The 25612-nt window shown below is 54.8% G+C and carries 21 protein-coding genes and 7 tRNA genes; 7 read left to right on the forward strand and 21 right to left on the reverse strand.

Translation table 11 applies throughout. The features are described from left to right. Positions 1-100 precede the first annotated feature (100 nt). The 5 genes from lnt to miaB all read right to left on the reverse strand — a co-directional run bounded on the left by lnt (position 101) and on the right by miaB (position 5720). The gene (gene lnt, locus C3406_RS01870; protein ID WP_103823588.1) at positions 101-1639 is read right to left on the reverse strand and encodes an apolipoprotein N-acyltransferase; all 1539 of its coding nucleotides are present in this window, start codon (positions 1637-1639) and stop codon (positions 101-103) included. Between the two features lie 5 nt (positions 1640-1644). Next, positions 1645-2523, reverse strand: a complete 879-nt coding sequence (gene corC, locus C3406_RS01875; RefSeq protein WP_103823587.1) for a CNNM family magnesium/cobalt transport protein CorC — start codon at positions 2521-2523, stop codon at positions 1645-1647. Between the two features lie 104 nt (positions 2524-2627). Next, entirely contained in the window at positions 2628-3095 is a 468-nt protein-coding gene (gene ybeY, locus C3406_RS01880) for an rRNA maturation RNase YbeY (RefSeq protein WP_103823586.1), read from the reverse strand. Then, positions 3092-4138, reverse strand: a complete 1047-nt coding sequence (locus C3406_RS01885; protein WP_103178684.1) for a PhoH family protein — start codon at positions 4136-4138, stop codon at positions 3092-3094. Before C3406_RS01885 ends, ybeY begins: the two co-directional genes overlap by 4 nt. A 151-nt stretch (positions 4139-4289) precedes the next feature. Beyond that, positions 4290-5720, reverse strand: coding sequence for a tRNA (N6-isopentenyl adenosine(37)-C2)-methylthiotransferase MiaB (miaB, locus tag C3406_RS01890; RefSeq protein ID WP_103823618.1), 1431 nt, complete (start codon positions 5718-5720; stop codon positions 4290-4292). Between the two features lie 136 nt (positions 5721-5856). On the opposite strand from miaB, the gene ubiF reads away from it, so the two are divergent. Next, positions 5857-7032 (forward strand): 3-demethoxyubiquinol 3-hydroxylase, encoded by a 1176-nt coding sequence (ubiF, locus tag C3406_RS01895; RefSeq protein ID WP_103823585.1) that lies wholly within the window; start codon positions 5857-5859, stop codon positions 7030-7032. Positions 7033-7129: 97 nt separating this feature from the next. Here the strand turns inward: ubiF and C3406_RS01900 are convergent. The 12 genes from C3406_RS01900 to nagB all read right to left on the reverse strand — a co-directional run bounded on the left by C3406_RS01900 (position 7130) and on the right by nagB (position 14000). Further along, positions 7130-7204, reverse strand: a tRNA-Gln gene (locus C3406_RS01900). Positions 7205-7240: 36 nt separating this feature from the next. Continuing rightward, positions 7241-7315 (reverse strand) — tRNA-Gln (locus C3406_RS01905). A 43-nt stretch (positions 7316-7358) separates the two neighbouring features. After that, a tRNA-Met gene (locus C3406_RS01910) sits at positions 7359-7435 on the reverse strand. A 16-nt stretch (positions 7436-7451) separates the two neighbouring features. Beyond that, positions 7452-7526, reverse strand: a tRNA-Gln gene (locus tag C3406_RS01915). A 33-nt stretch (positions 7527-7559) separates the two neighbouring features. Further along, a tRNA-Gln gene (locus tag C3406_RS01920) sits at positions 7560-7634 on the reverse strand. Positions 7635-7657: 23 nt separating this feature from the next. Beyond that, positions 7658-7742, reverse strand: a tRNA-Leu gene (locus tag C3406_RS01925). A gap of 8 nt (positions 7743-7750) precedes the next feature. Continuing rightward, positions 7751-7827, reverse strand: a tRNA-Met gene (locus C3406_RS01930). Positions 7828-8052: 225 nt separating this feature from the next. Next, complete coding sequence (gene asnB, locus C3406_RS01935) at positions 8053-9717, reverse strand: asparagine synthase B (RefSeq protein ID WP_103823584.1); 1665 nt, start codon at positions 9715-9717, stop codon at positions 8053-8055. 250 nt (positions 9718-9967) lie between these two features. After that, the gene (locus C3406_RS01940) at positions 9968-10720 is read right to left on the reverse strand and encodes an HAD-IIA family hydrolase (RefSeq protein WP_103181044.1); all 753 of its coding nucleotides are present in this window, start codon (positions 10718-10720) and stop codon (positions 9968-9970) included. Between the two features lie 46 nt (positions 10721-10766). Next, positions 10767-11987: a DNA-binding transcriptional regulator NagC gene (nagC, locus tag C3406_RS01945; RefSeq protein ID WP_103823583.1), complete on the reverse strand. Its 1221-nt coding sequence runs from the start codon at positions 11985-11987 to the stop codon at positions 10767-10769. Between the two features lie 8 nt (positions 11988-11995). Next, a complete protein-coding gene (gene nagA, locus C3406_RS01950; protein WP_103823582.1) occupies positions 11996-13144 on the reverse strand; it encodes an N-acetylglucosamine-6-phosphate deacetylase in 1149 nt (382 codons plus the stop codon). Positions 13145-13199: 55 nt separating this feature from the next. Next, on the reverse strand, positions 13200-14000 hold the full coding sequence (gene nagB / locus C3406_RS01955; protein ID WP_039031342.1) for a glucosamine-6-phosphate deaminase: 801 nt from the start codon (positions 13998-14000) through the stop codon (positions 13200-13202). 324 nt (positions 14001-14324) lie between these two features. Between nagB and nagE the strand changes: the two genes are divergently transcribed. The 4 genes from nagE to chiQ all read left to right on the forward strand — a co-directional run bounded on the left by nagE (position 14325) and on the right by chiQ (position 20411). After that, a complete protein-coding gene (gene nagE / locus C3406_RS01960; protein ID WP_103823581.1) occupies positions 14325-16346 on the forward strand; it encodes an N-acetylglucosamine-specific PTS transporter subunit IIBC in 2022 nt (673 codons plus the stop codon). Positions 16347-16525: 179 nt separating this feature from the next. Next, complete coding sequence (gene glnS / locus C3406_RS01965) at positions 16526-18193, forward strand: glutamine--tRNA ligase (protein WP_103823580.1); 1668 nt, start codon at positions 16526-16528, stop codon at positions 18191-18193. Positions 18194-18628: 435 nt separating this feature from the next. Next, entirely contained in the window at positions 18629-20035 is a 1407-nt protein-coding gene (gene chiP / locus C3406_RS01970; protein ID WP_103823579.1) for a chitoporin ChiP, read from the forward strand. A gap of 46 nt (positions 20036-20081) precedes the next feature. Then, positions 20082-20411, forward strand: a complete 330-nt coding sequence (gene chiQ, locus C3406_RS01975) for a ChiQ/YbfN family lipoprotein (protein WP_103823617.1) — start codon at positions 20082-20084, stop codon at positions 20409-20411. A gap of 146 nt (positions 20412-20557) precedes the next feature. Here chiQ and fur read toward each other — a convergent pair whose 3' ends face one another. From fur to ybfF, 4 genes are all read right to left on the reverse strand, one after another. Continuing rightward, positions 20558-21004, reverse strand: a complete 447-nt coding sequence (gene fur, locus C3406_RS01980; protein ID WP_010428651.1) for a ferric iron uptake transcriptional regulator — start codon at positions 21002-21004, stop codon at positions 20558-20560. Between the two features lie 289 nt (positions 21005-21293). Next, positions 21294-21824, reverse strand: a complete 531-nt coding sequence (gene fldA / locus C3406_RS01985; protein ID WP_168192007.1) for a flavodoxin FldA — start codon at positions 21822-21824, stop codon at positions 21294-21296. Between the two features lie 155 nt (positions 21825-21979). Continuing rightward, a complete protein-coding gene (ybfE, locus tag C3406_RS01990) occupies positions 21980-22267 on the reverse strand; it encodes a LexA regulated protein (protein WP_103823578.1) in 288 nt (95 codons plus the stop codon). A 128-nt stretch (positions 22268-22395) separates the two neighbouring features. After that, positions 22396-23169 (reverse strand): esterase, encoded by a 774-nt coding sequence (gene ybfF / locus C3406_RS01995; protein WP_103823577.1) that lies wholly within the window; start codon positions 23167-23169, stop codon positions 22396-22398. A 183-nt stretch (positions 23170-23352) separates the two neighbouring features. On the opposite strand from ybfF, the gene seqA reads away from it, so the two are divergent. Together seqA and pgm are read left to right on the forward strand one after the other, a co-directional pair. Next, positions 23353-23895 carry a replication initiation negative regulator SeqA gene (gene seqA, locus C3406_RS02000; RefSeq protein WP_103823576.1) on the forward strand — a complete coding sequence of 181 codons (543 nt, stop codon included), beginning with the start codon at positions 23353-23355 and terminating at the stop codon, positions 23893-23895. Positions 23896-23919: 24 nt separating this feature from the next. After that, on the forward strand, positions 23920-25560 hold the full coding sequence (gene pgm / locus C3406_RS02005) for a phosphoglucomutase (alpha-D-glucose-1,6-bisphosphate-dependent) (RefSeq protein ID WP_103823575.1): 1641 nt from the start codon (positions 23920-23922) through the stop codon (positions 25558-25560). Positions 25561-25612: the final 52 nt, after the last annotated feature.

Genomic DNA, 25612 nt, shown 5'->3' on the forward strand with positions numbered 1-25612 from the left:
GTGTCGCAGTGAGAATTGGCGGGTGGCGGCTTCGCCTTACCCGGCCTACAAGATCGTAGGCCCGGCAAGCGTAGCGCCGCCGGGCAAAGAGGGGAGGGAACTACTTGCGGCGCTGGCGCAGACTCATCAGCACGGCGCCAAAACCGAACAGTGCGGTGAGGATCCACAGCGGCCAGTTGCCGGTGCGGGCATAAGGCGTCAGCCCGGTCGTCGGCGTGACCTTCGCCGTCAGCACGTCGCGGGTGAATTGCGGCAGCATAGCCTGAATTTCACCCTGCGGACCAATCACGGCGGTAATGCCGTTGTTGGTGCTACGCAGCAGAGGGCGCGCCAGCTCCAGGGAGCGCATCCGCGCCATCTGGAAATGCTGCCACGGGCCGATCGATTTACCGAACCAGGCATCGTTGGAGATGGTCAGCAGATAGTCGGTGTCCGGACGGAAATTATCCCGCACCTGCTCACCGAGGATAATCTCGTAGCAAATGGCGGCGGTCAGCAGGAAGCCGTGGGCGCTCAGCTGAGGCTGAACGTACGGGCCCCGGCTAAACGAAGACATCGGCAGATCGAAGAACGGCGCCAGCGGGCGCAGTATCGACTCCAGCGGCACAAACTCACCAAACGGCACCAGGTGATTCTTGTTGTAGCGGTTCGCCGACTCATAGCTGTACGGATTATCTTTCCCCAGCGTGATGATGGTGTTGTAGGTATCGTAACGGTTCTGCTTGTTCAGCCGCGCGTCAACGATACCGGTGATCAGCGTGGAGTTTCGCGCCCGCAGCAGATCGTCCATCATGGTCAGAAAACGCTGCTGGTTGATCTCCAGATCCGGGATTGCCGACTCGGGCCAGATAATCAGCTGGGATTTGCCCATCTCTTTCTGGGTGGCATCCAGATAAATTTTCAGGGTGTTGATCAACTGACCTTCATCCCATTTCAGCGACTGGGGAATATTACCCTGCACCATCGATACCTGGGTGGCGCGTTCCGGCTCAAGGGTGAACCACTGGATATAACGCAGCGGGAAAGGCAGGGCAAAGAGGACCAGAGCGACTGCCAGCGCTCGCCCGTTGCGCTGCACCAGCGCCAACACCAGCAGGCCGCTTACCACCATCAGCAGGAAGTTGATCGCCTCGACGCCCATCACCGGCGCCAGCCCCTTCAGCGGACCATCTATCTGGCTATAGCCGAACTGCAACCACGGAAAGCCGGTCAGCACCCAGCCGCGCAGGAACTCGGTAATTTGCCAGACCACCGGGGCGGCAATCGCCACCCGCAACCAGCTGGTTTTTGGCCACAGGCGGGAGAGGATCCCGGCAAACAGACCCGTGTAAAGCGAGAGGTAGGCCGCCAGCAGCACCACGAGGAAAACATTCACCGGGCCTGGCATGCCGCCAAACTGGGCAATACTGACGTAAACCCAGTTAATACCGGAGCCAAACAGGCCCAGCCCCCAGAAATAGCCAATCGCCGCCGCCTGAACAGGGCGTCGGTTAAGGGTCAGCCCCTGAAGTCCCATCAGGGAGAGGAGGGCCGCTGGCCAGAAGTCATAAGGGGAAAAAGCCAGCGTACCGCTGGCTCCGAGGATTAGCGCCAGCAGCAGACGCGTGCGCTGGCGTTCAAGCAAGGGGGCAAATGCCATTTAAATCAATCATCCAGTGTGGGTTGCGGAGCATCGCCCGGCATTCTGACATGAACCTGAATAATACGTCGACTGTCGGCCATCGCCACCTTGAACTGATAGCCGTCAATTTCCACGGTTTCGCCACGCGCCGGCAGGTGACCAAAGGCCTGCATCACCAGACCGCCGATGGTATCCACCTCTTCGTCGCTGAAGTGGGTGCCGAAGGTGTCATTGAAATCTTCGATAGGGGCGAGCGCACGCACGGTCCAGGTGTGGCGGCTCAACTGACGGAAGTCGATATCCTCTTCTTCGTCATATTCATCTTCAATTTCGCCGACAATCAGCTCAAGAATATCTTCGATGGTGACCAGGCCCGAAACACCGCCAAATTCATCGATAACAATCGCCATGTGGTAGCGCTGAGAGCGGAACTCTTTAAGCATGCGGTCTACCCGCTTACTTTCCGGAACAACCACCGCCGGACGTAACACTTTTTCCATGCTGAAGGCTTCGGCATCGCTGCGCATAAACGGCAGCAGATCCTTGGCCATCAAAATTCCTTCGATGTGGTCTTTGTCTTCGCTGATCACCGGGAAACGTGAGTGAGCGGATTCGATGATGACATCGAGGCACTCATCCAGGGTCTGGTTACGTTTCAGGGTAATCATCTGCGAACGGGGGATCATGATATCGCGAACGCGCTGGTCGGCGATGTCCATTACCCCTTCAAGCATCTCGCGCGTATCTTCATCGATAAGCTCGTTCTGCCCGGAGTCACGGATAAGCTCCAGAAGGTCATCACGGTTTTTAGGTTCACCGTGGAACAGCTGGCTCAGAAGGAGGGAGAAAAATCCTTTTTTGCTGTTTGGTGTGTCGCTACTGTGTGAATTGTCGTCGCTCATGGCGTTTGTTAAGGGTTCTCATGTTGGTCTGTTGACTGCCGACGCGGACTTTTGTCATACGCAACGGCACATTATGCCAGTAAGGCGCAAACGCGCCCTACAGACTACTCTTTCTCGGCAATGTACGGATCCTCATAGCCCAGAGCAAGCATTATCTCTGTCTCAAGGGATTCCATCTCTTCCGCTTCGTCATCTTCAATGTGGTCGTAGCCCAGCAGATGCAGGCTGCCGTGCACCACCATGTGCGCCCAGTGGGCCTCGAGGGGCTTTTGCTGCTCCTTCGCTTCCTGCTCAACCACCTGGCGGCAGATGATCAGATCGCCAAGCAGCGGCATTTCGATACCCGGTGGGGCTTCGAACGGGAAAGAGAGCACGTTGGTTGGCTTATCTTTCCCGCGATAGGTCAGGTTCAGGTCGTGGCTTTCTGCTTCATCCACCAGGCGAATCGTGACTTCTGACTCTTCCTGAAACTGCGGGATGACGGCATTCAGCCACGCCTGGAACTGGCTCTCTTCCGGCAGGCCGGAATTGTCTTCACAGGCCAGCTGTAAATCGAGGATCACCTGACTCATTTCTGCTCTTGCTCCTGGGCTTCGCGTTTACGTTCCGCGGCCTGTTCTGCTTTACGTTTTTGATCTGCGGCTTCCCACGCTTCATATGCCGTGACGATGCGGGCAACCACCGGGTGGCGCACCACGTCTTCACTGTGGAAGAAGTTAAAGCTGATTTCGTCCACTTCGGACAGGACTTCAATAGCGTGACGCAGACCCGACTTGGTGCTGCGTGGCAGGTCGACCTGGGTGATATCCCCGGTGATCACCGCTTTGGAGTTAAAGCCAATACGGGTCAGGAACATCTTCATCTGTTCGATGGTGGTGTTCTGGCTCTCATCCAGGATGATGAACGCGTCGTTCAGAGTACGGCCACGCATATAGGCCAGCGGAGCCACTTCGATGACATTACGTTCAATCAGTTTTTCGACCTTCTCAAAACCGAGCATCTCAAACAGCGCATCGTAAAGCGGGCGCAGGTAAGGATCGACCTTCTGGCTCAGGTCACCAGGCAAGAAGCCCAGCTTCTCGCCCGCTTCAACGGCCGGACGGGTGAGCAGAATGCGGCGGATCTCCTGGCGCTCAAGGGCATCCACGGCAGCAGCCACCGCAAGGTAGGTTTTACCGGTACCTGCCGGGCCGACGCCGAAGGTGATGTCATGATCGAGGATATTGGCGATGTACTGCGCCTGGTTTGGCGTGCGCGGCTTAATGACGCCACGCTTGGTCTGAATGTGGATAGCCTTGCCGAATTCCGGCACGCTCTCCGCGCTCTGCTCCAGCACTCGCGATTCTTTGATCGCCAGATGGATCTGTTCCGGCTCAATATCCTGAGTTTCACCGCGCATCGGCGCGGTATCAACGTACAGACTACGGAGAATATCCGCAGCAGCATTGACGCAAATGGCGCGTCCGGTGAGTTTGAACTGGTTATCGCGACGATTAATCTCGATACCCAGACGTCGCTCCAGATGTTTGATGTTGTCATCAAACGGCCCGCACAGGCTCAGCAGGCGAGCGTTGTCTGCTGGCTCAAGGGTAATTTCACGTGTGTCTATATTCAAACCGTTCCTCTTAATGTCTCGGGTGTCATAGGGCAGTGGGTCTGTCTTATGAAAGTATTCACGCCACGGAATAAAGGCGCAAGCATTGCGAAGGATATGGGGGAGAGCAGGGGGAAATACAAGGCCTGCCAGAAACGACAGGCCCGAAGGATCACGGCTGATAAACGCTGACGCCGAGATCGTTTTCTTTACGGGTACGGGCAATCACCGATTCCGGCGATTGGGCGACGCGCAGGCCCATTTCATCTTCGGTGCGCACCAGTTTGCCACGCAGGGAGTTGGTCAGCACCTCGAGGATCTCAATATCGACGAACTTGCCCACCAGATCCGGCGTACCTTCGAAGTTCACCACGCGGTTGTTCTCCGTACGGCCAGAGAGCTCCATGATGCTCTTACGTGAAGTGCCTTCTACCAGTACACGCTGCACGGTGCCGAGCATCCGGCGGCTCCAGGCGTTGGCCTGCTGGTTGATGCGATCCTGCAGAATATAGAGACGCTGCTTTTTCACCTCTTCCGGCACGTCGTCAACCATATCGGCGGCAGGCGTCCCCGGACGCGCCGAGAAGATGAAGCTGTAACTTACGTCGAAGTTCACATCACCAATCACCTTCATGGTGCGTTCAAAATCGTCGTCCGTTTCCCCCGGGAAGCCGACGATAAAGTCAGAGCTTATCTGAATATCCGGGCGCGCTTCACGCAGCTTGCGGATAATCGATTTATATTCCAGCACGGTGTGGGTGCGGCCCATCAGGTTCAGCACGCGGTCAGAACCACACTGGATCGGCAGATGCAGGAAGCTCACCAGCTCTGGCGTATCGCGGTAAACCTCGATGATGTCATCGGTAAATTCGATCGGGTGGCTGGTGGTAAAGCGGATGCGGTCGATACCGTCAATCGCCGCCACCAGACGCAGCAGTTCAGCAAACGAGCCGGTGCTGCCGTCATAGTTCTCGCCGCGCCAGGCATTAACGTTCTGCCCGAGCAGGTTCACTTCGCGGACACCCTGTGCCGCCAGTTGGGCGATCTCAAACAGGATGTCGTCGCAAGGACGGCTGACTTCTTCGCCGCGGGTATAAGGCACCACGCAGTAAGTGCAGTATTTATTGCAGCCTTCCATGATGGAGACGAAGGCGGTCGGGCCATCCGCGCGCGGTTCCGGCAGACGGTCAAATTTTTCGATTTCCGGGAAGCTGACGTCAATAATCGCCTTGCGATTACCGCTTCCGCGTACGGAGTTGATCATCTCCGGCAGACGGTGCAGGGTCTGCGGACCAAAAATAATGTCGACGTAGTGGGCGCGCTGACGAATCAGCTTCCCTTCTTGCGAGGCAACACAGCCGCCAACGCCGATGATGATATCCGGGTTTTTCTGCTTGAGGAGCTTCCAACGACCTAACTGGTGAAAGACTTTTTCCTGCGCCTTCTCACGGATTGAGCAGGTATTCAGCAGCAGCACATCTGCCTCTTCCGCCACGTCGGTGAGTTGATACCCATGGGTGGCATCCAGCAGATCGGCCATCTTGGATGAATCGTATTCGTTCATCTGACAGCCCCAGGTTTTAATATGGAGTTTTTTTGTCATCGACTTGCTCATGCTCAGGATTGCAGGGCGCGTATTGTAATGCTTTGGTGCGGTTGTGACCAGTATGAAGGTTGTCAGCCTCAAGGCCAAAAAAATCCGGTAAACTTAGGAGATTATCAAATAAGGACAAATGACCATGACTATCCAACAAGCCGGGATCGCCGTCGTCGGCGGCGGTATGGTCGGCGGGGCGCTGGCGCTGGGGCTGGCGCAACACGGGTTCGACGTAACGGTTATCGAACAGGCGCCACCAGCTGCTTTTGACGCGTCACAGCAGCCGGACGTACGCATTTCGGCGATCAGCGCCGCGTCAGTTGATCTGCTTCGCGGGCTGGGAGTATGGGACGCGGTGCTGGCCATGCGCGCGCATCCGTATCGTCGCCTGGAGACCTGGGAGTGGGAAAACGCCCACGTGGTGTTTGACGCCGCAGAGCTGAAACTCCCGCTGCTGGGTTACATGGTTGAAAATAGGGTGCTACAACAGGCGCTCTGGCAGGCGCTGGAGGCGCATCCGCAGGTGACGCTGCGTGTTCCTGCGTCGGTGAAGGCGCTCCACCGCCATAACGATCAGCATCTGATTGAGCTGGATAACGGCGAGCAGCTGGCGGTAAAACTGCTGGTTGGGGCCGACGGCGCAAATTCCCGGGTGCGCGAGCTGGCCGGGATCGGCATTCACGCCTGGCAATATCAGCAATCCTGCATGCTGATCACCGTCGCCTGTGAGAACGATCCGGGTGACAGCACCTGGCAGCATTTCACCCCGAACGGTCCGCACGCCTTTTTACCGCTGTTTGACCGTTGGGCATCCCTGGTCTGGTATGACACGCCAGCGCGGATCCGCCAGCTGCAGGGGCTCTCTATGGAACAGCTGCAGCGCGAAATCGCCCACCATTTCCCGTCGCGTCTGGGTAAGGTCACGCCGGTCGCCGCAGGGGCATTCCCGCTGACGCGTCGTCATGCGCTGAAGTATGCCCGCGAAGGGCTGGCGCTAGTCGGCGATGCGGCGCATACCATTCATCCGCTGGCGGGGCAGGGGGTCAACCTGGGCTATCGCGACGTAGAGGCGCTGCTGGACGTATTAAGCAACGCCCGCAGTCACGGCGAAGCTTGGGCCAGCCATCAGGTGCTTAAGCGTTATCAGACGCGACGGATGGCAGATAACTTTATTATGCAGTCAGGTATGGATCTCTTTTACGCCGGGTTCAGCAACGACCTCGGGCCGGTACGCATTTTGCGTAATATCGGACTGATCGCGGCACAGCGCGCCGGTGGGCTGAAACGTCAGGCGCTGAAGTACGCCTTAGGACTCTAAACGTTCCGTAGGCCGGGTAAGGCGAAGCCGCCACCCGGCTTATTTAGTTCGGAAACGCAGAAAAGCAAAAAGCTCGCCGAAGCGAGCTTTTTTTATGTGGCTGGGGTGCAGGGATTCGAACCCCGGAATGCTGGTATCAGAAACCAGAGCCTTACCGCTTGGCGACACCCCAATTGCGTTAAACAAACTGCTTAACGACTTTTTAAATTGGCTGGGGTACGAGGATTCGAACCTCGGAATGCCGGAATCAGAATCCGGTGCCTTACCGCTTGGCGATACCCCAACAATTTTTTTGCTTTACCGACCGCAATCGATAAAAGCTGATATGGTGGCTACGACGGGATTCGAACCTGTGACCCCATCATTATGAGTGATGTGCTCTAACCAACTGAGCTACGTAGCCAGACTGCATTCTTCGATGGCTGGGGTACCTGGATTCGAACCAGGGAATGCCGGTATCAAAAACCGGTGCCTTACCGCTTGGCGATACCCCAATAACCGCGGAGAACCGCAAAATCGAAGAAATATGGCTGGGGTACCTGGATTCGAACCAGGGAATGCCGGTATCAAAAACCGGTGCCTTACCGCTTGGCGATACCCCATCCGTGCAACGCTTACCTGGGAATGGTGCGGGAGGCGAGACTTGAACTCGCACACCTTGCGGCGCCAGAACCTAAATCTGGTGCGTCTACCAATTTCGCCACTCCCGCAAAAAAGATGGTGGCTACGACGGGATTCGAACCTGTGACCCCATCATTATGAGTGATGTGCTCTAACCAACTGAGCTACGTAGCCATCTTTTTTTCGCGTTACCTTATCGGCGTTGCGGGGCGCATTATGCGTATAGACCCTTGCAGCGTCAACACCTTTTTCAACGAAAATGTCTGGAATGTGACTGTTTGGTTAGGTTGCGAACAGCGTGGCCGATTATTCGGCAATTATTGGTTATTAATCGATTTTGTCCAGCGAAACGCGAGGCAAAAAAAGAGGCCCCGAAGGGCCTCATGACGATCTGGCTGATTACTTATAGGCGGACTGATGCACACCCACGGCACGACCTGATGGATCGTTCATGGTTTTGAAGGCTTCATCCCACTCAATGGCTTTCGCCGAGGAGCAGGCGACGGAAGGACCGCCAGGAACACACTCTGCTGCGCTTGGCAGCGGGAACAGCTCTTCGAAGATCTCACGGTACAGATAGGCTTCTTTCGAACCCGGCGTGTTGTACGGGAAGCGGAAGCTGGCGGTTTCCAGTTGCTGATCGGAAATCTGCTTCGCTGCCACCTCTTTCAGGGTGTCGATCCAGCTGTAACCTACGCCGTCAGAGAACTGCTCTTTCTGACGCCACGCCACGCTTGCAGGCAGGTAAGATTCGAAGCATTCGCGCAGAACGTGTTTCTCCATCTTGCCGTTGCCGCACATTTTGTCCTGTGGGTTGATACGCATGGCCACGTCGAGGAATTTTTTATCCAGGAAGGGGACGCGCGCTTCAACACCCCATGCAGACATCGCTTTGTTGGCACGGGCGCAGTCAAACATGTGCAGGGCCTGCAGCTTACGCACGGTCTCTTCGTGCAGCTCTTTGGCATCCGGCGCTTTATGGAAGTAGAGGTAACCGCCGAACACTTCGTCAGAACCCTCGCCGGAAAGCACCATTTTAATTCCCATCGCTTTGATTTTACGGGACATCAGGTACATCGGCGTGGAGGCGCGGATGGTGGTCACATCATAGGTTTCAATGTGATAGATAACGTCGCGGATCGCATCCAGACCTTCCTGCACCGTAAAGTGAATTTCATGGTGCACGGTGCCCAGGTGATTTGCTACTTCCTGCGCGGCTTTCAGGTCCGGGGATCCTTCCAGGCCGACGGCGAAGGAGTGCAGCTGCGGCCACCAGGCTTCGGAGCGCTCCTGATCTTCCACGCGACGTGCGGCATACTTTTTGGTGATCGCTGAGATAACGGACGAGTCCAGACCGCCTGAGAGCAGCACACCGTAAGGCACGTCCGACATCAGGTGGCTTTTCACTGAATCTTCCAGCGCCTGACGCAGTTCGTTTTTATCGGTGACGTTGTCTTTAACGGCATCGTAATCGAACCAGTCGCGCTGATAGTACTGGCGAATTTCGCCATCCTGGCTCCACAGATAGCTGCCCGCCGGGAACTCTTTAATGGTGCGGCAAACCGGCACCAGGGCTTTCATTTCAGAGGCAACATAGAAGTTGCCGTGCTCATCATGGCCCATATAGAGCGGGATAATTCCGATGTGGTCACGGCCAATCAGGTACGCATCTTTTTCGCTGTCGTACAGCGCAAAGGCAAACATACCCTGCAATTCGTCAAGGAACTCCGGGCCTTTCTCCTGATAGAGGGCCAGGATCACTTCGCAGTCAGAACCGGTCTGGAAGGTATAGCGATCACCGTACTCCGCGCGCAGCGCCTGGTGGTTGTAGATTTCACCGTTGACCGCCAGCGCATGGGTTTTTTTCTCGTTATATAGCGGCTGGGCACCGGCATTGACATCCACAATCGACAGACGCTCGTGCGCCAGGATGGCTTTATCGCTGGCGTAGACACCGGACCAGTCCGGGCCGCGATGGCGCATCAGACGGGACAGTTCCAGTGCTTTTTTACGCAGTTCGCCTGCGTCAGTTTTGATATCCAGTACGCCGAAAATTGAACACATAACCTTCTCCATTAACCCTGTTGCAGTGTGATGTTGCTTGCTTATGAAAATGCCGCAAAAGCGGAGGGGCGGCAAGCGATTTGGCGGGTAAAAAGAAAAAAGTGCAATACCTGTTGATGAATGTTGAAAAAAGCGTACGCCTTAAGCTGTATTATTGATGTTTATTCAGTAAAAGGCGTTTTTTATTAGATAGGTTTCGGTTTTTAATGAGCCAAAATGAAAAAACCACGTCCGGAGACGTGGTTTTGGGTTACAGGACATCAATTTCCGCGACCGAGGGGTAAATCCAGCTTGGTCGGAACGGCATCGAATCGATATCGTCCAGGGTGGATACCCCTGACAGGACCAGGATGGTTTCCAGCCCGGCCTGGAAGCCCGCCAGAATATCGGTGCGCAGGTTATCGCCCACAATCACCGTATCTTCCGAGTGGGCCTGCATTGTGTTGAGTGCCGCACGAATGATCCACGGGCTGGGCTTACCAACATAAAACGGCATGCGGCCGGTCATCTTCTCGATACCGGCACAGAGCGCGCCACAGGCCGGGTAAAAGCCGCGCCCATGGGTATCCGGGTTGGTGGCGATAAAGCGGGCGCCGTTGGCGACAAAGAAGGCCGCCTTGTGCATCATCTCCCAGTTATAGGAGCGCGTTTCGCCAACGATAACAAAGTCGGGGTTGACGTCGGTGATGGTAAAGCCCGCTTTGTACAGTTCATGGATCAGTGCGCCTTCACCGACCACATACGCTTTTTTGCCTTCCTGACGCTTCAGGAAGTCTGCGGTGGCCATTGCCGAGGTATAGAACACGCTGGCGGGCACATCGATACCGGCGGTGGCAAAACGGTTCGCCAGATCCTGCCCGGTCTGTGACGGGAAGTTGGTGAGCAGCACCAGCGGCATGCCCTTTTCCATGATGCCGTTAAGAAACTCTGCAGCGCCCGGCACGGCAACGTTGTCGTGCATCAGCACGCCGTCGATATCACAAATAACGTTCTTAATGGTCATGGACTTCCCGACGTCAAAAAAAAGAAGGCGACACTATAAAACGCTGTCAGCTTTCCAGCAAACGTTGCAAAAGGATACCGTTAAGCATGGCGCGTTTTACCAGGGCAAAAGCGCCAATCGCGGAACGATCGTTCAGCGCGGAGCGAACCACCGGCAGGTTCTGGCGAAACGCCTTCAGCGCCTGGGTATTGATGCACCCTTCGATGGCGGGCAACAGCACTTTTTCAGCCTCGGTAATTTCACCGGCGATCACCACTTTTTGTGGGTTAAACAGGTTGATGGCGATGGCAATGGTTTTACCCAGATGACGGCCAACCTGCTCAATCACTTCACTGGCTAACGCGTCGCCTTTATTGGCCGCCCGGCAGATGGCGTTGATTTTACAGTCATCGAGCGTGACGCGGCTCTGATAACCCTGCTCCAGCAGATGACGGACCCGCTGCTCAATGGCGGCGTTGGCAGCGACGGTTTCCAGACAGCCAAAGTTGCCGCAGTGGCAGCGCTCACCCAGCGGGTCAACCTGAATGTGGCCAATCTCGCCCACGTTACCGTTACGGCCAATAAAAATGCGGCCATTAGAGATAATTCCGGCGCCCGTACCGCGGTGAACGCGCACCAGAATTGAGTCTTCACAATCCTGACTTGCACCAAAGTAGTGCTCCGCCAGCGCCAGGCTGCGGATATCGTGACCCACAAAGCAGGTCACGGCGAAACGCTTCTCCAGCGCGTCGATCAGCGCCCAGTTTTCGACCTGAATATGCGGCATATAGCGGATCACACCGCTTTCCGGGTCAACAAGCCCGGGCAGGATCACCGAAATGGCAATCAGCTCGCGGATTTTGCGCTGGCAGGATTCGATAAACTGCTCGATGGCGTTAAGCAGCGCATGTTCGAGGGTCTCCTGAGTGCGTTCCGGCAGGGCATAGTGCTCTTCAGCAATAGCCTTACTGCTCAGATCGTACAGCGTCAGGGTGGCATCATGACGACCAAGGCGCACGCCGATGGCGTGGAAATGACGGGTTTCGGTAACTATCGAGATAGCGCGACGGCCTCCGGTGGAGGCCTGCTGATCCACTTCTTTAATCAGCCCGCGCTCAATAAGCTGACGGGTAATTTTCGTCACGCTGGCGGGGGCAAGCTGGCTCTGTTCTGCAATCTGAATCCGCGAGATGGGTCCGTGCTGGTCAATCAGTCGATAAACCGCCGCACTGTTCAGCTGCTTTACCAGATCAACGTTGCCAATTTGAGCTTGTCCGCCAGGTGTCATACTTTCGCTTACTCTGTAACGACCTCGTTACCATTAACGATGGTCTTGATGATTTTATAATCGTGTGTGAATGCGGTGAGGTTAGCGACCATCCCCGGTGCAATACTGCCCAGCTGTTTGTCTACGCCAATCGCGCGTGCCGGATAGAGCGTTGCCATACGCAGCACTTCATCGAGGGCAATGCTGCAATGTTCAACCAGATTGCGCACGCCTTCGATCATGGTCAGAGCCGAACCGCTTAACGTTCCGTTCTCATCCACACAGAGTCCATTCCGGTAGTATATTGTTTTACCAGCAAAAATGAACTGTTCAATATTTGCCCCTGCCGGTGCCGTGGCGTCGGTAACCAGGCAGAGTTTGTCACCTTTCAGGCGTTTAGCGTTACGCACGTTGGCATAATCGACGTGTAAACCGTCGGCAATGATGCCGCAGTAGACGTCCGGTTCGTCAAAGATTGCCCCGGCGAGACCGGGTTCGCGTCCGGTAATATAAGGCATGGCGTTATAAAGATGGGTCGCGAAGGTGATACCGGCGCGGAAGCCCACTTTGGCCTCTTTCAGCGTGGCGTTGGAGTGCCCTGCAGAGACCACAATACCTGCGTCCGCCAGCTTGCGGATCACTTCAGGATCGACCATTTCTGGCGCCAGGGTCACTTTGGTGATCACATCCGCGTTGGCACAGAGGAAATCAACCAGTTCATCGTCAGGTTTACGGACGTAATCAGGATTATGGGTGCCTTTCTTGACGATATTCAGCCACGGTCCCTCAAGGTGCAGACCCAGCGCCTGGTGTGGATATTTCGCCAGATATTCACGCATCACGCGAACGCCTTGCTTCATCAGGTCGTCGCTGGTGGTGATAAGCGTCGGCAGGTAGCTGGTGCAGCCCGATTTTTCATTAGCACGCTGCATAATTTCCAGCGTTTCAACGGTGACGGCGTCGGCGGTATCGTTGAACTGCACGCCGCCACAGCCGTTAAGCTGTACGTCGATAAAACCGGGGGAGATGATTGCTCCATTGAGCGAGCGTTGTTCAATGTCCGCTGGCAGTTCAGCCAGTGGGCAGACACGTTCAATCAGGCCATTGGCGATAACGATCGCATGGTCATCCAGAATTTCATGGCCGGTATAAATCCGACCGTGGGTTAAAGCGTACATAACGACCCCCGGTTTAAAATAGCATGCCGTCTCTGCAGGCAGAGACGGCGTCACATTACAGACCTTTAATGTTTTCTGCTTCTAATTCGTTGAAATATTTCAACGTCTTCACTTTCAGTTCCATGGTAGACGGTTCATCGCATACCACAACCGCTTTCGGATGCAGCTGCAGGCAGCTGATGGTCCACATGTGGTTGACGTTGCCTTCGACTGCCGCCTGCAGCGCCTGCGCTTTCACGCTGCCCAGCACCAGAATCATCACTTCTTCCGCATCCAGCAGGGTACCCACGCCAACGGTCAGGGCGTATTTTGGCACCTGGTTAACGTCGCCATCAAAGAAACGGGAGTTTGCCACACGGGTGTCATGTGTCAGGGTTTTGATACGGGTACGGGAGGCCAGAGAAGAGGCAGGTTCGTTGAAAGCGATATGGCCGTCGTTGCCGACGCCACCCATGAACAGGTGGATTTTACCGTACGCGCGGATTTTTTCTTCGTAATGACGGCACTCTGCATCGATATCCGGTGCGTTTCCATCCAGCAGATTAATATTTCCCGGTTTAATATCAATATGATCAAAGAAATTCCGGTGCATGAAGCTATGGTAGCTTTCCGGGTGATCTTTTGGCAGGCCAACGTATTCGTCCATGTTGAAGGTAACAACATGTTCAAAGCTAACCTGGCCCGCTTTATGCATCTCAACCAGTGCTTTATAGGCGGTAAGAGGTGTGCCACCGGTCGGCAGGCCGAGTACAAAAGGACGATCGGCAGTCGGTTTGAACGCATTGATACGGTTTACGATATGGCGGGCAGCCCATTTGCCGACTTGTTCTGCAGTTGCCAGGGGGATCAGTCTCATTATTCACCTCTGAAGTTTTCATAAAAGTTGGCGGATTGCTTGTCCGGGTATGATTAAGACTAACCTGGTTCACACCGAGAGGGGGCAATTCGTCTTGATTTTTCGTATCATAAAATAAGTTTTGGCAGTTTGCCAGCGCAGGGGAGAGTGATAAACAATATTTGGTGACAAAACTCACAAAAAGTACGCTTTTAATTTGCGATACGAATTAATTTTCCACACACTCAATCAGCCAGTGAATCATCAACTGTTTTTACAAGTTAGTGACACAATAAAAACACAGCTGAGAATACACCGTTAACGGGGTCTCATAGGGGGAACAAATTGAGCATTTTAGGTTACTTACAAAAGGTTGGCCGCGCCTTAATGGTGCCGGTCGCCACGCTGCCAGCGGCAGCAATACTGATGGGTGTCGGTTACTGGATTGACCCGGTAAGTTGGGGGGGTGATAACGCCTTGGCTGCTTTGTTAATCAAATCGGGCGCAGCCATTATCGATAACATGTCCGTACTGTTCGCCATCGGTGTGGCATATGGTATGTCCAAAGATAAAGACGGTGCTGCGGCACTGACCGGTTTTGTGGGCTTCCTTGTGTTGACCACGCTCTGCTCCCCGGCTGCGGTTTCCATGATCCAGAAGATCCCCGCCGACCAGGTTCCGGCAGCGTTCGGTAAGATCAGCAACCAGTTCGTGGGTATCCTGGTGGGTATCATCTCCGCTGAACTCTACAACCGCTTTAGTAGCGTTGAGTTGCCAAAAGCGCTCTCCTTCTTCAGCGGTCGTCGTCTGGTGCCGATCCTGACCTCTTTCGTAATGATCGTTGTCGCTTTCATCCTGATGTACATCTGGCCGGTAATCTTCGACGGTCTGGTGAACTTCGGTGAGCACATCCAGAAACTGGGTTCCGTCGGTGCGGGCGTCTATGCGTTCTTCAACCGTCTGCTGATCCCGGTCGGTCTGCACCACGCGCTGAACTCCGTATTCTGGTTTGACGTTGCCGGTATCAACGATATCCCTAACTTCCTCGGCGGTGCACAGTCGATTGCTGCTGGTAAAGCAGAAATCGGTATTACGGGTCGTTACCAGGCGGGCTTCTTCCCGATTATGATGTTCGGTCTGCCGGGTGCAGCGCTGGCTATCTACCACTGTGCGCGTCCAGAGAACAAAGCAAAAGTGCTGGGTATCATGATGGCGGGCGCATTCGCAGCCTTCTTCACCGGTATCACCGAGCCGCTGGAATTCTCCTTCATGTTCGTGGCGCCAGTACTGTACGTAATCCACGCGGTGCTGACCGGTATCTCCGTATTCATCGCAGCAAGCATGCACTGGATTTCAGGCTTTGGTTTCAGCGCAGGTCTGGTGGATATGATGCTTTGGGTGCGTAACCCACTGGCAACACACTGGTACATGCTGATCCCACAAGGTCTGGTGTTCTTCGCTATCTACTACGTGGTGTTCCGCTTCACCATCACCAAATTCAACCTGATGACCCCGGGTCGTGAGCTGGCCGTTGCCGGTAGCGAAGCGGATGGTCAGGACGTAAATGTTAGCGGCACCGCGACGGAAGACGTTTCCGGTCTGGCGCGCCAGTACATCGCAGCAGTTGGCGGTTCCGACAACCTGACCGGTATTGATGCCTGCATCACCCGTCTGCGTCTGAACGTGAAAGACTCTTCCCTGGTCAACGAAGCAATGGCGAAACGTCTGGGTGCGTCTGGCGTGATCCGCCTGAACAAAACCAGCGTGCAGATCATCGTCGGCTTCGTGGCTGAGAAAATCGCCAATGCGATGAAAACTACCGGTCCGGTTGCCGCTGCTGAAGCGACATCCGCGCCAGCTGCCGCACCTGCGGCTGTTAAGCCACAGGCTGTTGCCAACGCGACCACTATCGCCGCGCTGGTTTCGCCAGTGACCGGTAAAGTGGTTGCTCTGGATCAGGTGCCTGATGAAGCCTTCGCCAGCAAAGCTGTCGGTGATGGCGTGGCGGTGAAACCAACGGATAAAACCGTGGTCTCCCCGGCAGCCGGTACTATCGTCAAAATCTTCAACACCAACCACGCGTTCTGCCTGGAAACCGAGAAAGGCGCGGAGATCGTTGTCCACATGGGTATCGATACCGTTGCGCTGGGTGGTCAGGGCTTCAAACGCCTGGTCGAAGAGGGTGCGGAAGTGGTTGCGGGTCAGCCGGTCCTGGAGATGGATCTCGACTTCCTGAACGCCAACGCGCGCTCGATGATTAGCCCGGTTGTCTGCAGCAATATCGACGACTTCAGCGGCCTGGTCATTAAGGCGCAGGGTCAGGTTGTTGCCGGCCAGACACCACTGTATGAAATTAAAGGCAAATAAGTGCTCCTGAGTAAGCGTTAGTGCCTGAGCGGCGGGGATATCCCCGCCGCTTTTTTTTGCAGCAATCGCCCTCATAATTCTCTTCAGAGACCGTTTTTTGCGTAACTAAAGGTTGTCACTACGCCCGGCTTATAAGATCATATGCCGTTATACGTCGTTTACGCTTTGAGGAATCCACGATGAGTGAGGCTGAAGCCCGCCCGAGCAACTTTATCCGTCAGATCATTGATGAAGATCTGGCCACTGGTAAGCACACCACAGTTCATACCCGTTTCCCGCCGGAGCCGAACGGCTACCTGCACATTGGTCATGCGAAATCGATCTGCCTGAACTTCGGCATCGCGCAGGACTACCAGGGTCAATGCAACCTGCGTTTCGATGACACCAACCCGGTGAAAGAAGATATCGAATACGTTGAGTCCATTAAGAACGACGTGCAATGGTTGGGCTTCAACTGGTCTGGCGACATCTGCTACTCCTCCGACTATTTTGACCAGCTGTATGCTTACGCCGTAGAGCTGATCAACAAAGGTCTGGCCTACGTTGACGAGCTTTCTGCTGACGAAATCCGCGAATACCGCGGCACGCTGACCGCGCCGGGTAAAAACAGCCCGTACCGCGATCGCAGCGTGGAAGAGAACCTGGCGCTGTTTGAAAAAATGCGTGCCGGTGGCTTCGAAGAGGGTAAGGCCTGCCTGCGCGCTAAAATCGATATGGCCTCGCCGTTTATCGTGATGCGTGACCCGGTGCTGTACCGCATTAAGTTTGCCGATCACCATCAGACCGGCAGCAAATGGTGCATCTACCCGATGTACGACTTCACCCACTGCATCAGCGATGCGCTGGAAGGCATTACTCACTCCTTATGTACGCTGGAGTTCCAGGACAACCGTCGTCTGTATGACTGGGTGCTGGATAACATCTCCATTCCGGTGCATCCGCGTCAGTACGAGTTCTCTCGTCTGAATCTGGAATACACCGTGATGTCCAAGCGTAAGCTGAACCTGCTGGTGACCGACAAGCATGTTGAAGGCTGGGATGACCCGCGTATGCCAACCATCTCCGGTCTGCGTCGTCGTGGCTATACCGCCGCATCTATCCGCGAGTTTTGCAAACGCATCGGCGTGACCAAGCAGGACAACACCATCGAGATGGCGTCGCTGGAATCCTGCATTCGCGAAGATCTGAACGACAATGCGCCGCGCGCGATGGCTGTTATCGATCCGGTTAAGCTGGTTATCGAAAACTACCCGCAGGGCGAAAGCGAGCTGGTGACCATGCCTAACCATCCGAGCAAGCCGGAGATGGGCAGCCGTGAAGTGCCGTTCAGCGCAGAGATCTGGATCGATCGTGCCGACTTCCGCGAAGAAGCGAACAAGCAGTACAAACGTCTGGTGCTGGGCAAAGAAGTGCGCCTGCGTAATGCCTACGTGATCAAAGCTGAGCGCGTTGAAAAAGACGCTGAAGGCAATATCACCACCATCTTCTGCACCTACGATGCCGAGACCCTGAGCAAGGATCCGGCCGATGGCCGCAAGGTGAAAGGCGTTATCCACTGGGTCAGCGCGGCACATGCGCTGCCGGTTGAGATCCGTCTGTACGATCGCCTCTTCAGCGTGCCAAACCCTGGGGCTGCTGAAGACTTCCTGGAGGTGATTAACCCGGAGTCGCTGGTGATCAAGCAGGGCTTTGCGGAGCCATCCCTGAAAGAGGCTATTGCTGGTCATGCGTACCAGTTTGAGCGCGAAGGTTACTTCTGCCTCGACAGCCGCTACGCCACTGCGGACAAACTGGTATTTAACCGTACCGTCGGTCTGCGTGATACATGGACGAAAGTCGGTGAGTAACTGATTATTTTTCGATAAACGCCGCGCATAGCGGCGTTTTTTTTGCCCCGAAAGCAAGCCATTAACCAACAATATGTTCGCGTTGCGAATTAATCCCATTTCTTAAAACGATTCGCTTTCTCTTCCCTTTCACAAATTCACGATAATAGCTATCGAACTGGCCTTGAAATAGCTATCTGTTAAAAATAAGCCGCTAATTACGTGCGTTATTTTAATTAAAAATTCTTTTCAGTTTTAATTGTTACAAATAGCAATCAAATATGTGCGCTTTGTCATAATCCTGACTTTTGATCGCTGAAAAGCATTGATAATTCGCGTCGCGAAAAATAGTCTACAGACAGGAGATGTAAGCGGGTATTTCTGGTTACCTCCATTTTTTTACTTTTTTGTTTTTCGCCGTTTAAGGCGCTTTAAATACGTCAAAGAGGATTAATTATGCGTACGTTCAGTGGCAAACGTAGTGCGCTTGCGCTGGCTATTGCCGGTGTAACAGCAATGTCAGGCTGGATAGTTTCTCCGAAAGCCCAGGCCGAAGGTTTTATTGATGATTCCACGCTCACGGGCGGTATTTATTACTGGCAGCGTGAACGTGACCGCAAAAATGTCGACGCAGACAAATACGAAACTAACCTGGCTCACTCCACCTGGAACGCCAACCTTGATTTCCAGTCCGGCTATGCCGCCGACATGTTCGGTCTTGATCTCGCTGCGTTCACAGCCATCGAAATGGCGGAAAATGGCGACAGCGGTCACCCGAACGAAATTGCGTTCTCCTCCAGCAACAAAGCCTATAAAGAGGACTGGTCCGGCGATAAGAGCGGGATCAGCCTGTATAAAGCGGCTGCTAAATTTAAATACGGCCCGGTCTGGGCGCGCGGCGGCTGGCTGCAGCCAACCGGTCAAACCCTGTTAGCGCCGCACTGGAGCTTTATGCCAGGTACCTATCAGGGTGCCGAAGCCGGGGCCAACTTTGACTACGGCGACAGCGGTGCGCTGAGTTTCTCGTACATGTGGACCAACGAGTACAAAGCGCCGTGGCACCTGGAGGTGGACAAGTTCTATCAGAATGACAGAAAAACCCGCGTCGATTATCTCCACTCCTTTGGCGCGAAGTACGATTTCAAAAATAACCTGATTCTGGAAGCCGCGTTTGGTCAGGCCGAAGGTTACATCGATCAGTATTTTGCCAAAGCCAGCTACAAGTTAGATATCGTGGGCGGCCCGCTCTCGACCAGCTACCAGTTCTACGGCACGCGTGATAAAGCCGACAGCGGCACCGTGAATGATATCTACGACGGCACGGCATGGCTGCAGGCGCTGACCCTGGGGTATAAGGTCGGCCAGGTCGATTTACGTCTGGAAGGGACTTACGTTAAGGCGGAAGGACAGCAGGGTTACTTCCTGCAGCGTATGACCCCAACCTACGCTTCGTCCAACGGCCGTCTGGACGTGTGGTGGGATAACCGCTCCGACTTCAACGCCAACGGCGAAAAAGCGGTCTTTTTCGGCGCGATGTATGACCTGAGCAACTGGAACCTCGCAGGCTGGAGCTTAGGTGCTTCTTATGTTTACGCCTGGGATGCAAAACCGGCAGACTGGCTGATCAACAGCGCGGGCCAGCGTGAAGATATTGCCTCTAACAAGATCAAAGAGTCTGCCTATAGTCTGGATGCGATCTACACCCTTCAGGACGGTCGCGCGAAAGGCACTATGTTCAAACTGCACTTTACGCAGTATGACAACCATTCCGATATCCCAAGCTACGGCGGCGGTTACGGCAACATCTTCCAGGATGAGCGAGACGTGAAGTTTATGGTTATCGCCCCGTTCACCATCTTCTGATGACACATCCGGCGGGGCATAACCCCGCCGACCGGAGACTGCTATGCTGAAAAAAATCGTACTGGTCGCGCTGGTGGCATCAGGACTGACCGCCTGCGCGCAACCTCAGACCCAGAAAGAAGATACCCGTCTGAAAGAGGCCTACAGCGCCTGTATCAATACCGCTGAAGGGTCGCCAGAGAAGATCGAAGCCTGCCAGAGCGTGCTGGACGTGCTGCGCAAGGAGAAGGCGCACGAGCAATTTGCGACGCAAGAGACCGTTCGGGTTGCGGATTACCAGGCCTGTATCCAGGCACGTAAAACGGGCAACAATCAGGACGTGACCAAAGACTGCGATAAAATCTGGCAGGAGATCCGCAATAACAACAGCAAGTAATCGGCTGTTTACCACGCCCGGTGGCGCTACGCTGACATGGGCCTACAAATGCGTAGGTCTGTGTCAGTGAGGCGCCACCGGGCTTTTTACATAATGACAGGCAAAAAAAAGCCAACCGTCAGGTTGGCTCAGAGTATGCGGATGAATTATTTCGCGTCGTGCGCGTGGTCATCTTCGCGGCAGTCGCCTTCGGCACAGTGGCCATATAGGTAGAGACTGTGGTTGGTCAGACGAATGCCATGACGTGCGGCAATTTCACGCTGACGTGATTCGATAGAGTCGTCGCTGAATTCGATCACTTTGCCGCAATCCAGGCAAATCAGGTGATCGTGGTGATGCTGCTGCGTCAGTTCAAATACGGATTTCCCGCCTTCAAAATTGTGACGCGTCACGATGCCTGCATCGTCGAACTGGTTCAGTACACGGTAAACGGTAGCCAGACCAATCTCTTCGCCCATGTCGATCAGACGCTTGTATAAGTCTTCCGCACTGACATGATGGTTATCCGGACCCTGAAGCACTTCCAGGATTTTTAACCGTGGAAGCGTGACTTTCAGTCCGGCCTTCTTTAATGCGGTGTTGTTGTCAGTCATGCGGAATCTGTCCTGTTGCTAAACGATTCACTTCTAAAGAAGAAGTGACAGAAAATGCACCTGGGAAATGCGTCTCATTATAGAACTGCCATGACCTAATGAAAACTGCAAGTCTCAAGTAAAGTATGCTTATAAAAACGTGGTACCGCCAACAAACTTGTTACAGGGTGACCCGTTTGAACCTGGATCATTGTACAGGTATGGCAGGAAAAGTTAAAAATTTGTAGCAATTATTTTGATTGATATTACCTATCAATGCGGCGCAACTTCAACGTTGCGCCGCAGCATTTCAGGCGTTGAGGATATCGTCGAGATGCAGCTCTTCGCGAACCTGCTTAACCCATTTCTCTACGCGCTCAGCGGTCAGTTCAGGCTGGCGATCTTCGTCGATGGCGAGGCCCACGAAATGATTATCATCGGCCAGACCTTTTGAGGCTTCGAAGTGGTATCCAGCAGTTGGCCAGTGACCAACGATCACGGCGCCGCGCGGCTCAATGATGTCGCGAATGGTGCCGAGAGCATCGCAGAAGTACTCGGCATAGTCTTCCTGATCGCCACAGCCGAACAGGGCAACCAGTTTGCCGTTGAAATCGATCTCTTCCAGAGACGGGAAGAAGTCGTCCCAGTCGCACTGCGCTTCACCGTAGTACCAGGTAGGGATGCCCAGCAGCAGAATATCGTAACCTTCGATATCTTCTTTGCTGCTTTTCGCAATGTCATGCACATCGGCAACGTCTTTACCTAGCTGTTTTTGAATGTTTTTTGCGATATTTTCGGTATTACCCGTGTCGCTGCCAAAAAAAATGCCGATGATTGCCATGAGTAAAATAACCTCTTGAAACTTAATGGTATGGTGGCGCAATTTAGCCACGGATAAGGGCAATCATAGCAGAACAGAGAAGCCTGCGGAAACTGCAATCACCCAGGACTGCACTCTGTGCTACATGAAAGCAATAAGAAGGGGAGTTTTCTGACTTACGCTTTGCCGTGCCATTTCTCGAGCTGCGAAATCAGCATCTCTTCAATCAGCTCACTGCGGCTGATATCACGGGCATTCGCCAGCTCGTTCAGCGCATCGACGGCTTCAGCGTTCAGTTTCAGCTCGACGCGTTTAAGCCCGCGGCTTTTATCGCGTTTAAGCTGATTGCGCTTATTGATGCGCAGCTGTTCATCACGCGAAAGCGGATTGGTTTTCGGTCGTCCCGGGCGACGCTCATTCGCGAACAGATCTAATGTCGTGCGGTCCGTGTGTTCTTTGGCCATGATTTTGAGACTTCGGGGGAAACAAGACACCCTGCTAATGCCCGGGCGATAAGCGCGCCATCATACATCACCGAAAACGGCACGCCAACGACTGGAGGCCCGCAGGCGACCAGTCGCTCTCTTTTTAATCAATTTGCCGTGTCAGCGAGGTAACGACGGATAGCGCGCAGCACCGCGTCCGGTTTTTCGGCATGTATCCAGTGTCCGGCCCCGGCAATGACATGCGCACGCGCCTGGGGGAATTGCGCCAGCAGCGCATCACGGTACGCTTCGGTCACGTACGGGGAGTTGCCGCCGGTAATAAACAGCGTCGGATGCGGCCACGCCGGTACCGGCTGCCAGCCGACGATCTGGTCATACTGATCCCAGAGTACCGGCACGTTAAAGCGCCACTCGCCGTCGACGAAGGATTTCAGCAGAAACTGCACCACGCCTTCTTCATCCAGATGTTCGCGCATGACCGCCGCGGCCTGCTGGCGGGTACTGACGCCAGCGTCCGTGACGGCGTTGATAGCGGCGAAGATCTCATCGTGGCGGCGTACGTCGTAATCCACCGGCGCCACGTCGATCACCACCAGGCCGGCAATGCGCTCCGGCGCAAGCGCCGTCAGCGCCATCACCGCTTTGCCACCCATGGAGTGACCAATCAGGATCGCTTTTTCAATATTATGCTCATTCAGCGTATCCAGCAGATCCTGGGCCATATCGGCGTAGGTCATCTGCGGCGAGCGCGGCGACAGGCCGTGGTTGCGCATGTCCACCTGCAGCAGCGCGTGATCCTGCACCAGATCCCGTGCCAGTACGCCAAGATTATCCAGACTACCAAACAGACCATGCACCAGGACGATGGGAGAATTATTGTGCGGCGATTGTGCAGATTGCGCTCGGGTATTCAATTTCATGGCAAAGTTCTTTTTTTACGTATGTCAGGTTAGGGTATCATGTTGACCATTCTGCCGCCCGGCTGCAAGGAAACAGTTAATTCTGACTTTTGCCGCCATTCTGGCTTGACGCTATCCGCTGTTGGGTTTTGACCTTATACTCCCAACGACTTGTATTCAGATAAGATATCGCACTGGATTAAGATGAAAACAATCGAAGTTGATGACGAACTCTATCAGTATATCGCCAGCCAGACGCGGCATATCGGTGAGAGCGCGTCCGACATTTTACGGCGCATGCTTAAAATGGCCGCCGCCTCGCAGTCTGCCGCTCCGGCCCTCAAAGAGACGCGCCAGCCCGTTGCCGTCGCCCAGGAAAAGCCGCTGACGCAGGTAAAAGACAAAGTGCGTGCGATGCGCGAACTGCTGCTTTCTGACGAATACGCTGAGCAGAAGAAAGCAGTTAACCGCTTTATGCTAGTGCTGACTACACTCTATTCACTGGATAACAACGCGTTTGCCGATGCGACGGAGTCACTGCATGGTCGCACGCGTGTCTACTTCGCGGGTGACGAGCAAACGCTGTTACAGAATGGCAATCAAACTAAACCCAAGCACCTCCCTGGTACACCGTACTGGGTGATCACCAATACCAATACCGGACGTAAACGCAGCATGATCGAACACATCATGCAGTCGATGCAGTTCCCGGTGGAATTGATTGATAAGGTTTGCGGTACTATCTAACCCTTGCATCAAAAGGACCAGGCAATGGCAAATCACAATCGTGCGGGTCAACCTGCACAACAGAGCGATTTGATTAACGTCGCCCAGCTTACCGCACAGTATTACGTGCTGAAGCCGGAAGTGGGCAACGCAGAACACGCAGTTAAGTTTGGTACATCCGGGCACCGCGGCAGTGCGGTACGCCATAGCTTTAACGAGCCGCATATTCTGGCCATTGCTCAGGCCATCGCGGAAGAGCGTGCCAAAAACGGCGTCACCGGTCCGTGTTACGTGGGTAAGGATACACACGCCCTGTCAGAGCCAGCGTTTATCTCCGTACTGGAAGTGCTGGCGGCCAACGGCGTGGATGTCATCATTCAGGAAAACAACGGCTATACGCCGACCCCTGCCGTTTCTAACGCCATCCTGGTGCATAACCAGAAGGGCGGCGCGCAGGCTGACGGCATTGTGATCACGCCGTCCCACAACCCGCCGGAAGATGGCGGTATCAAATACAACCCACCCAACGGCGGCCCGGCTGACACCAACGTTACCAAAGTGGTGGAAGATCGTGCCAACGCGCTGCTAGCTGATGACCTGAAAGGCGTGAAGCGCATCTCTCTGGACGAGGCGATGGCCTCCGGCCACGTGAAAGAGCAGGATCTGGTGCAGCCCTTCGTGGAAGGACTGGCAAATATCGTCGACATGGCGGCGATCCAGAAAGCGGGTCTGAAGCTGGGCGTCGACCCGCTGGGCGGTTCCGGTATTGAGTACTGGAAGCGTATTGCGGAGTACTACAAGCTGGATCTGACCATCGTTAACGATCATGTCGATCAGACCTTCCGCTTTATGCACCTCGACAAAGACGGCGCAATCCGTATGGACTGCTCATCCGAGTGTGCGATGGCTGGCCTGCTGGCGCTGCGCGACAAGTTCGACCTCGCCTTTGCTAACGACCCGGACTATGACCGTCACGGCATCGTTACCCCGGCGGGTCTGATGAATCCAAACCACTATCTGGCGGTGGCGATCAACTACCTGTTCCAGCATCGTCCACAGTGGGGCGCAGAGGTTGCCGTGGGTAAAACCCTGGTCTCCTCCGCAATGATCGACCGTGTGGTTAACGACCTGGGCCGCAAGCTGGTGGAAGTACCGGTGGGCTTTAAGTGGTTTGTTGATGGTCTGTTCGACGGCAGCTTCGGCTTTGGCGGCGAAGAGAGCGCGGGCGCTTCCTTCCTGCGCTTCGACGGTACGCCGTGGTCTACTGACAAAGACGGTATCATCATGTGCCTGCTGGCGGCGGAGATCACTGCCGTCACCGGTAAGAACCCGCAGGAGCACTACGATGAGCTGGCCGCCCGTTTCGGTGCGCCGAGCTACAACCGTCTCCAGGCTTCTGCCACCTCCGCTCAGAAAGCGGCGCTCTCTAAGCTCTCACCTGACATGGTCAGCGCCAGCACCCTGGCAGGCGACCCGATCACCGCCCGTCTGACGGCGGCCCCGGGCAACGGTGCCTCAATCGGTGGTCTGAAGGTGATGACCGAGAACGGCTGGTTCGCGGCGCGTCCATCCGGTACGGAAGATGCGTACAAGATTTACTGCGAAAGCTTCCTTGGGGCGGAACACCGCCAGCAGATTGAGAAAGAAGCGGTAGAGATTGTCAGCGAAGTGCTGAAAAACGCATAACTGCGGTTTGTGCGCCGGGCGGCACTGCGTTTGCCCGGCTTACAACTGCTTC

The organism is Leclercia sp. LSNIH8 (genome assembly GCF_002920195.1).
Lineage (GTDB): Bacteria > Pseudomonadota > Gammaproteobacteria > Enterobacterales > Enterobacteriaceae > Enterobacter.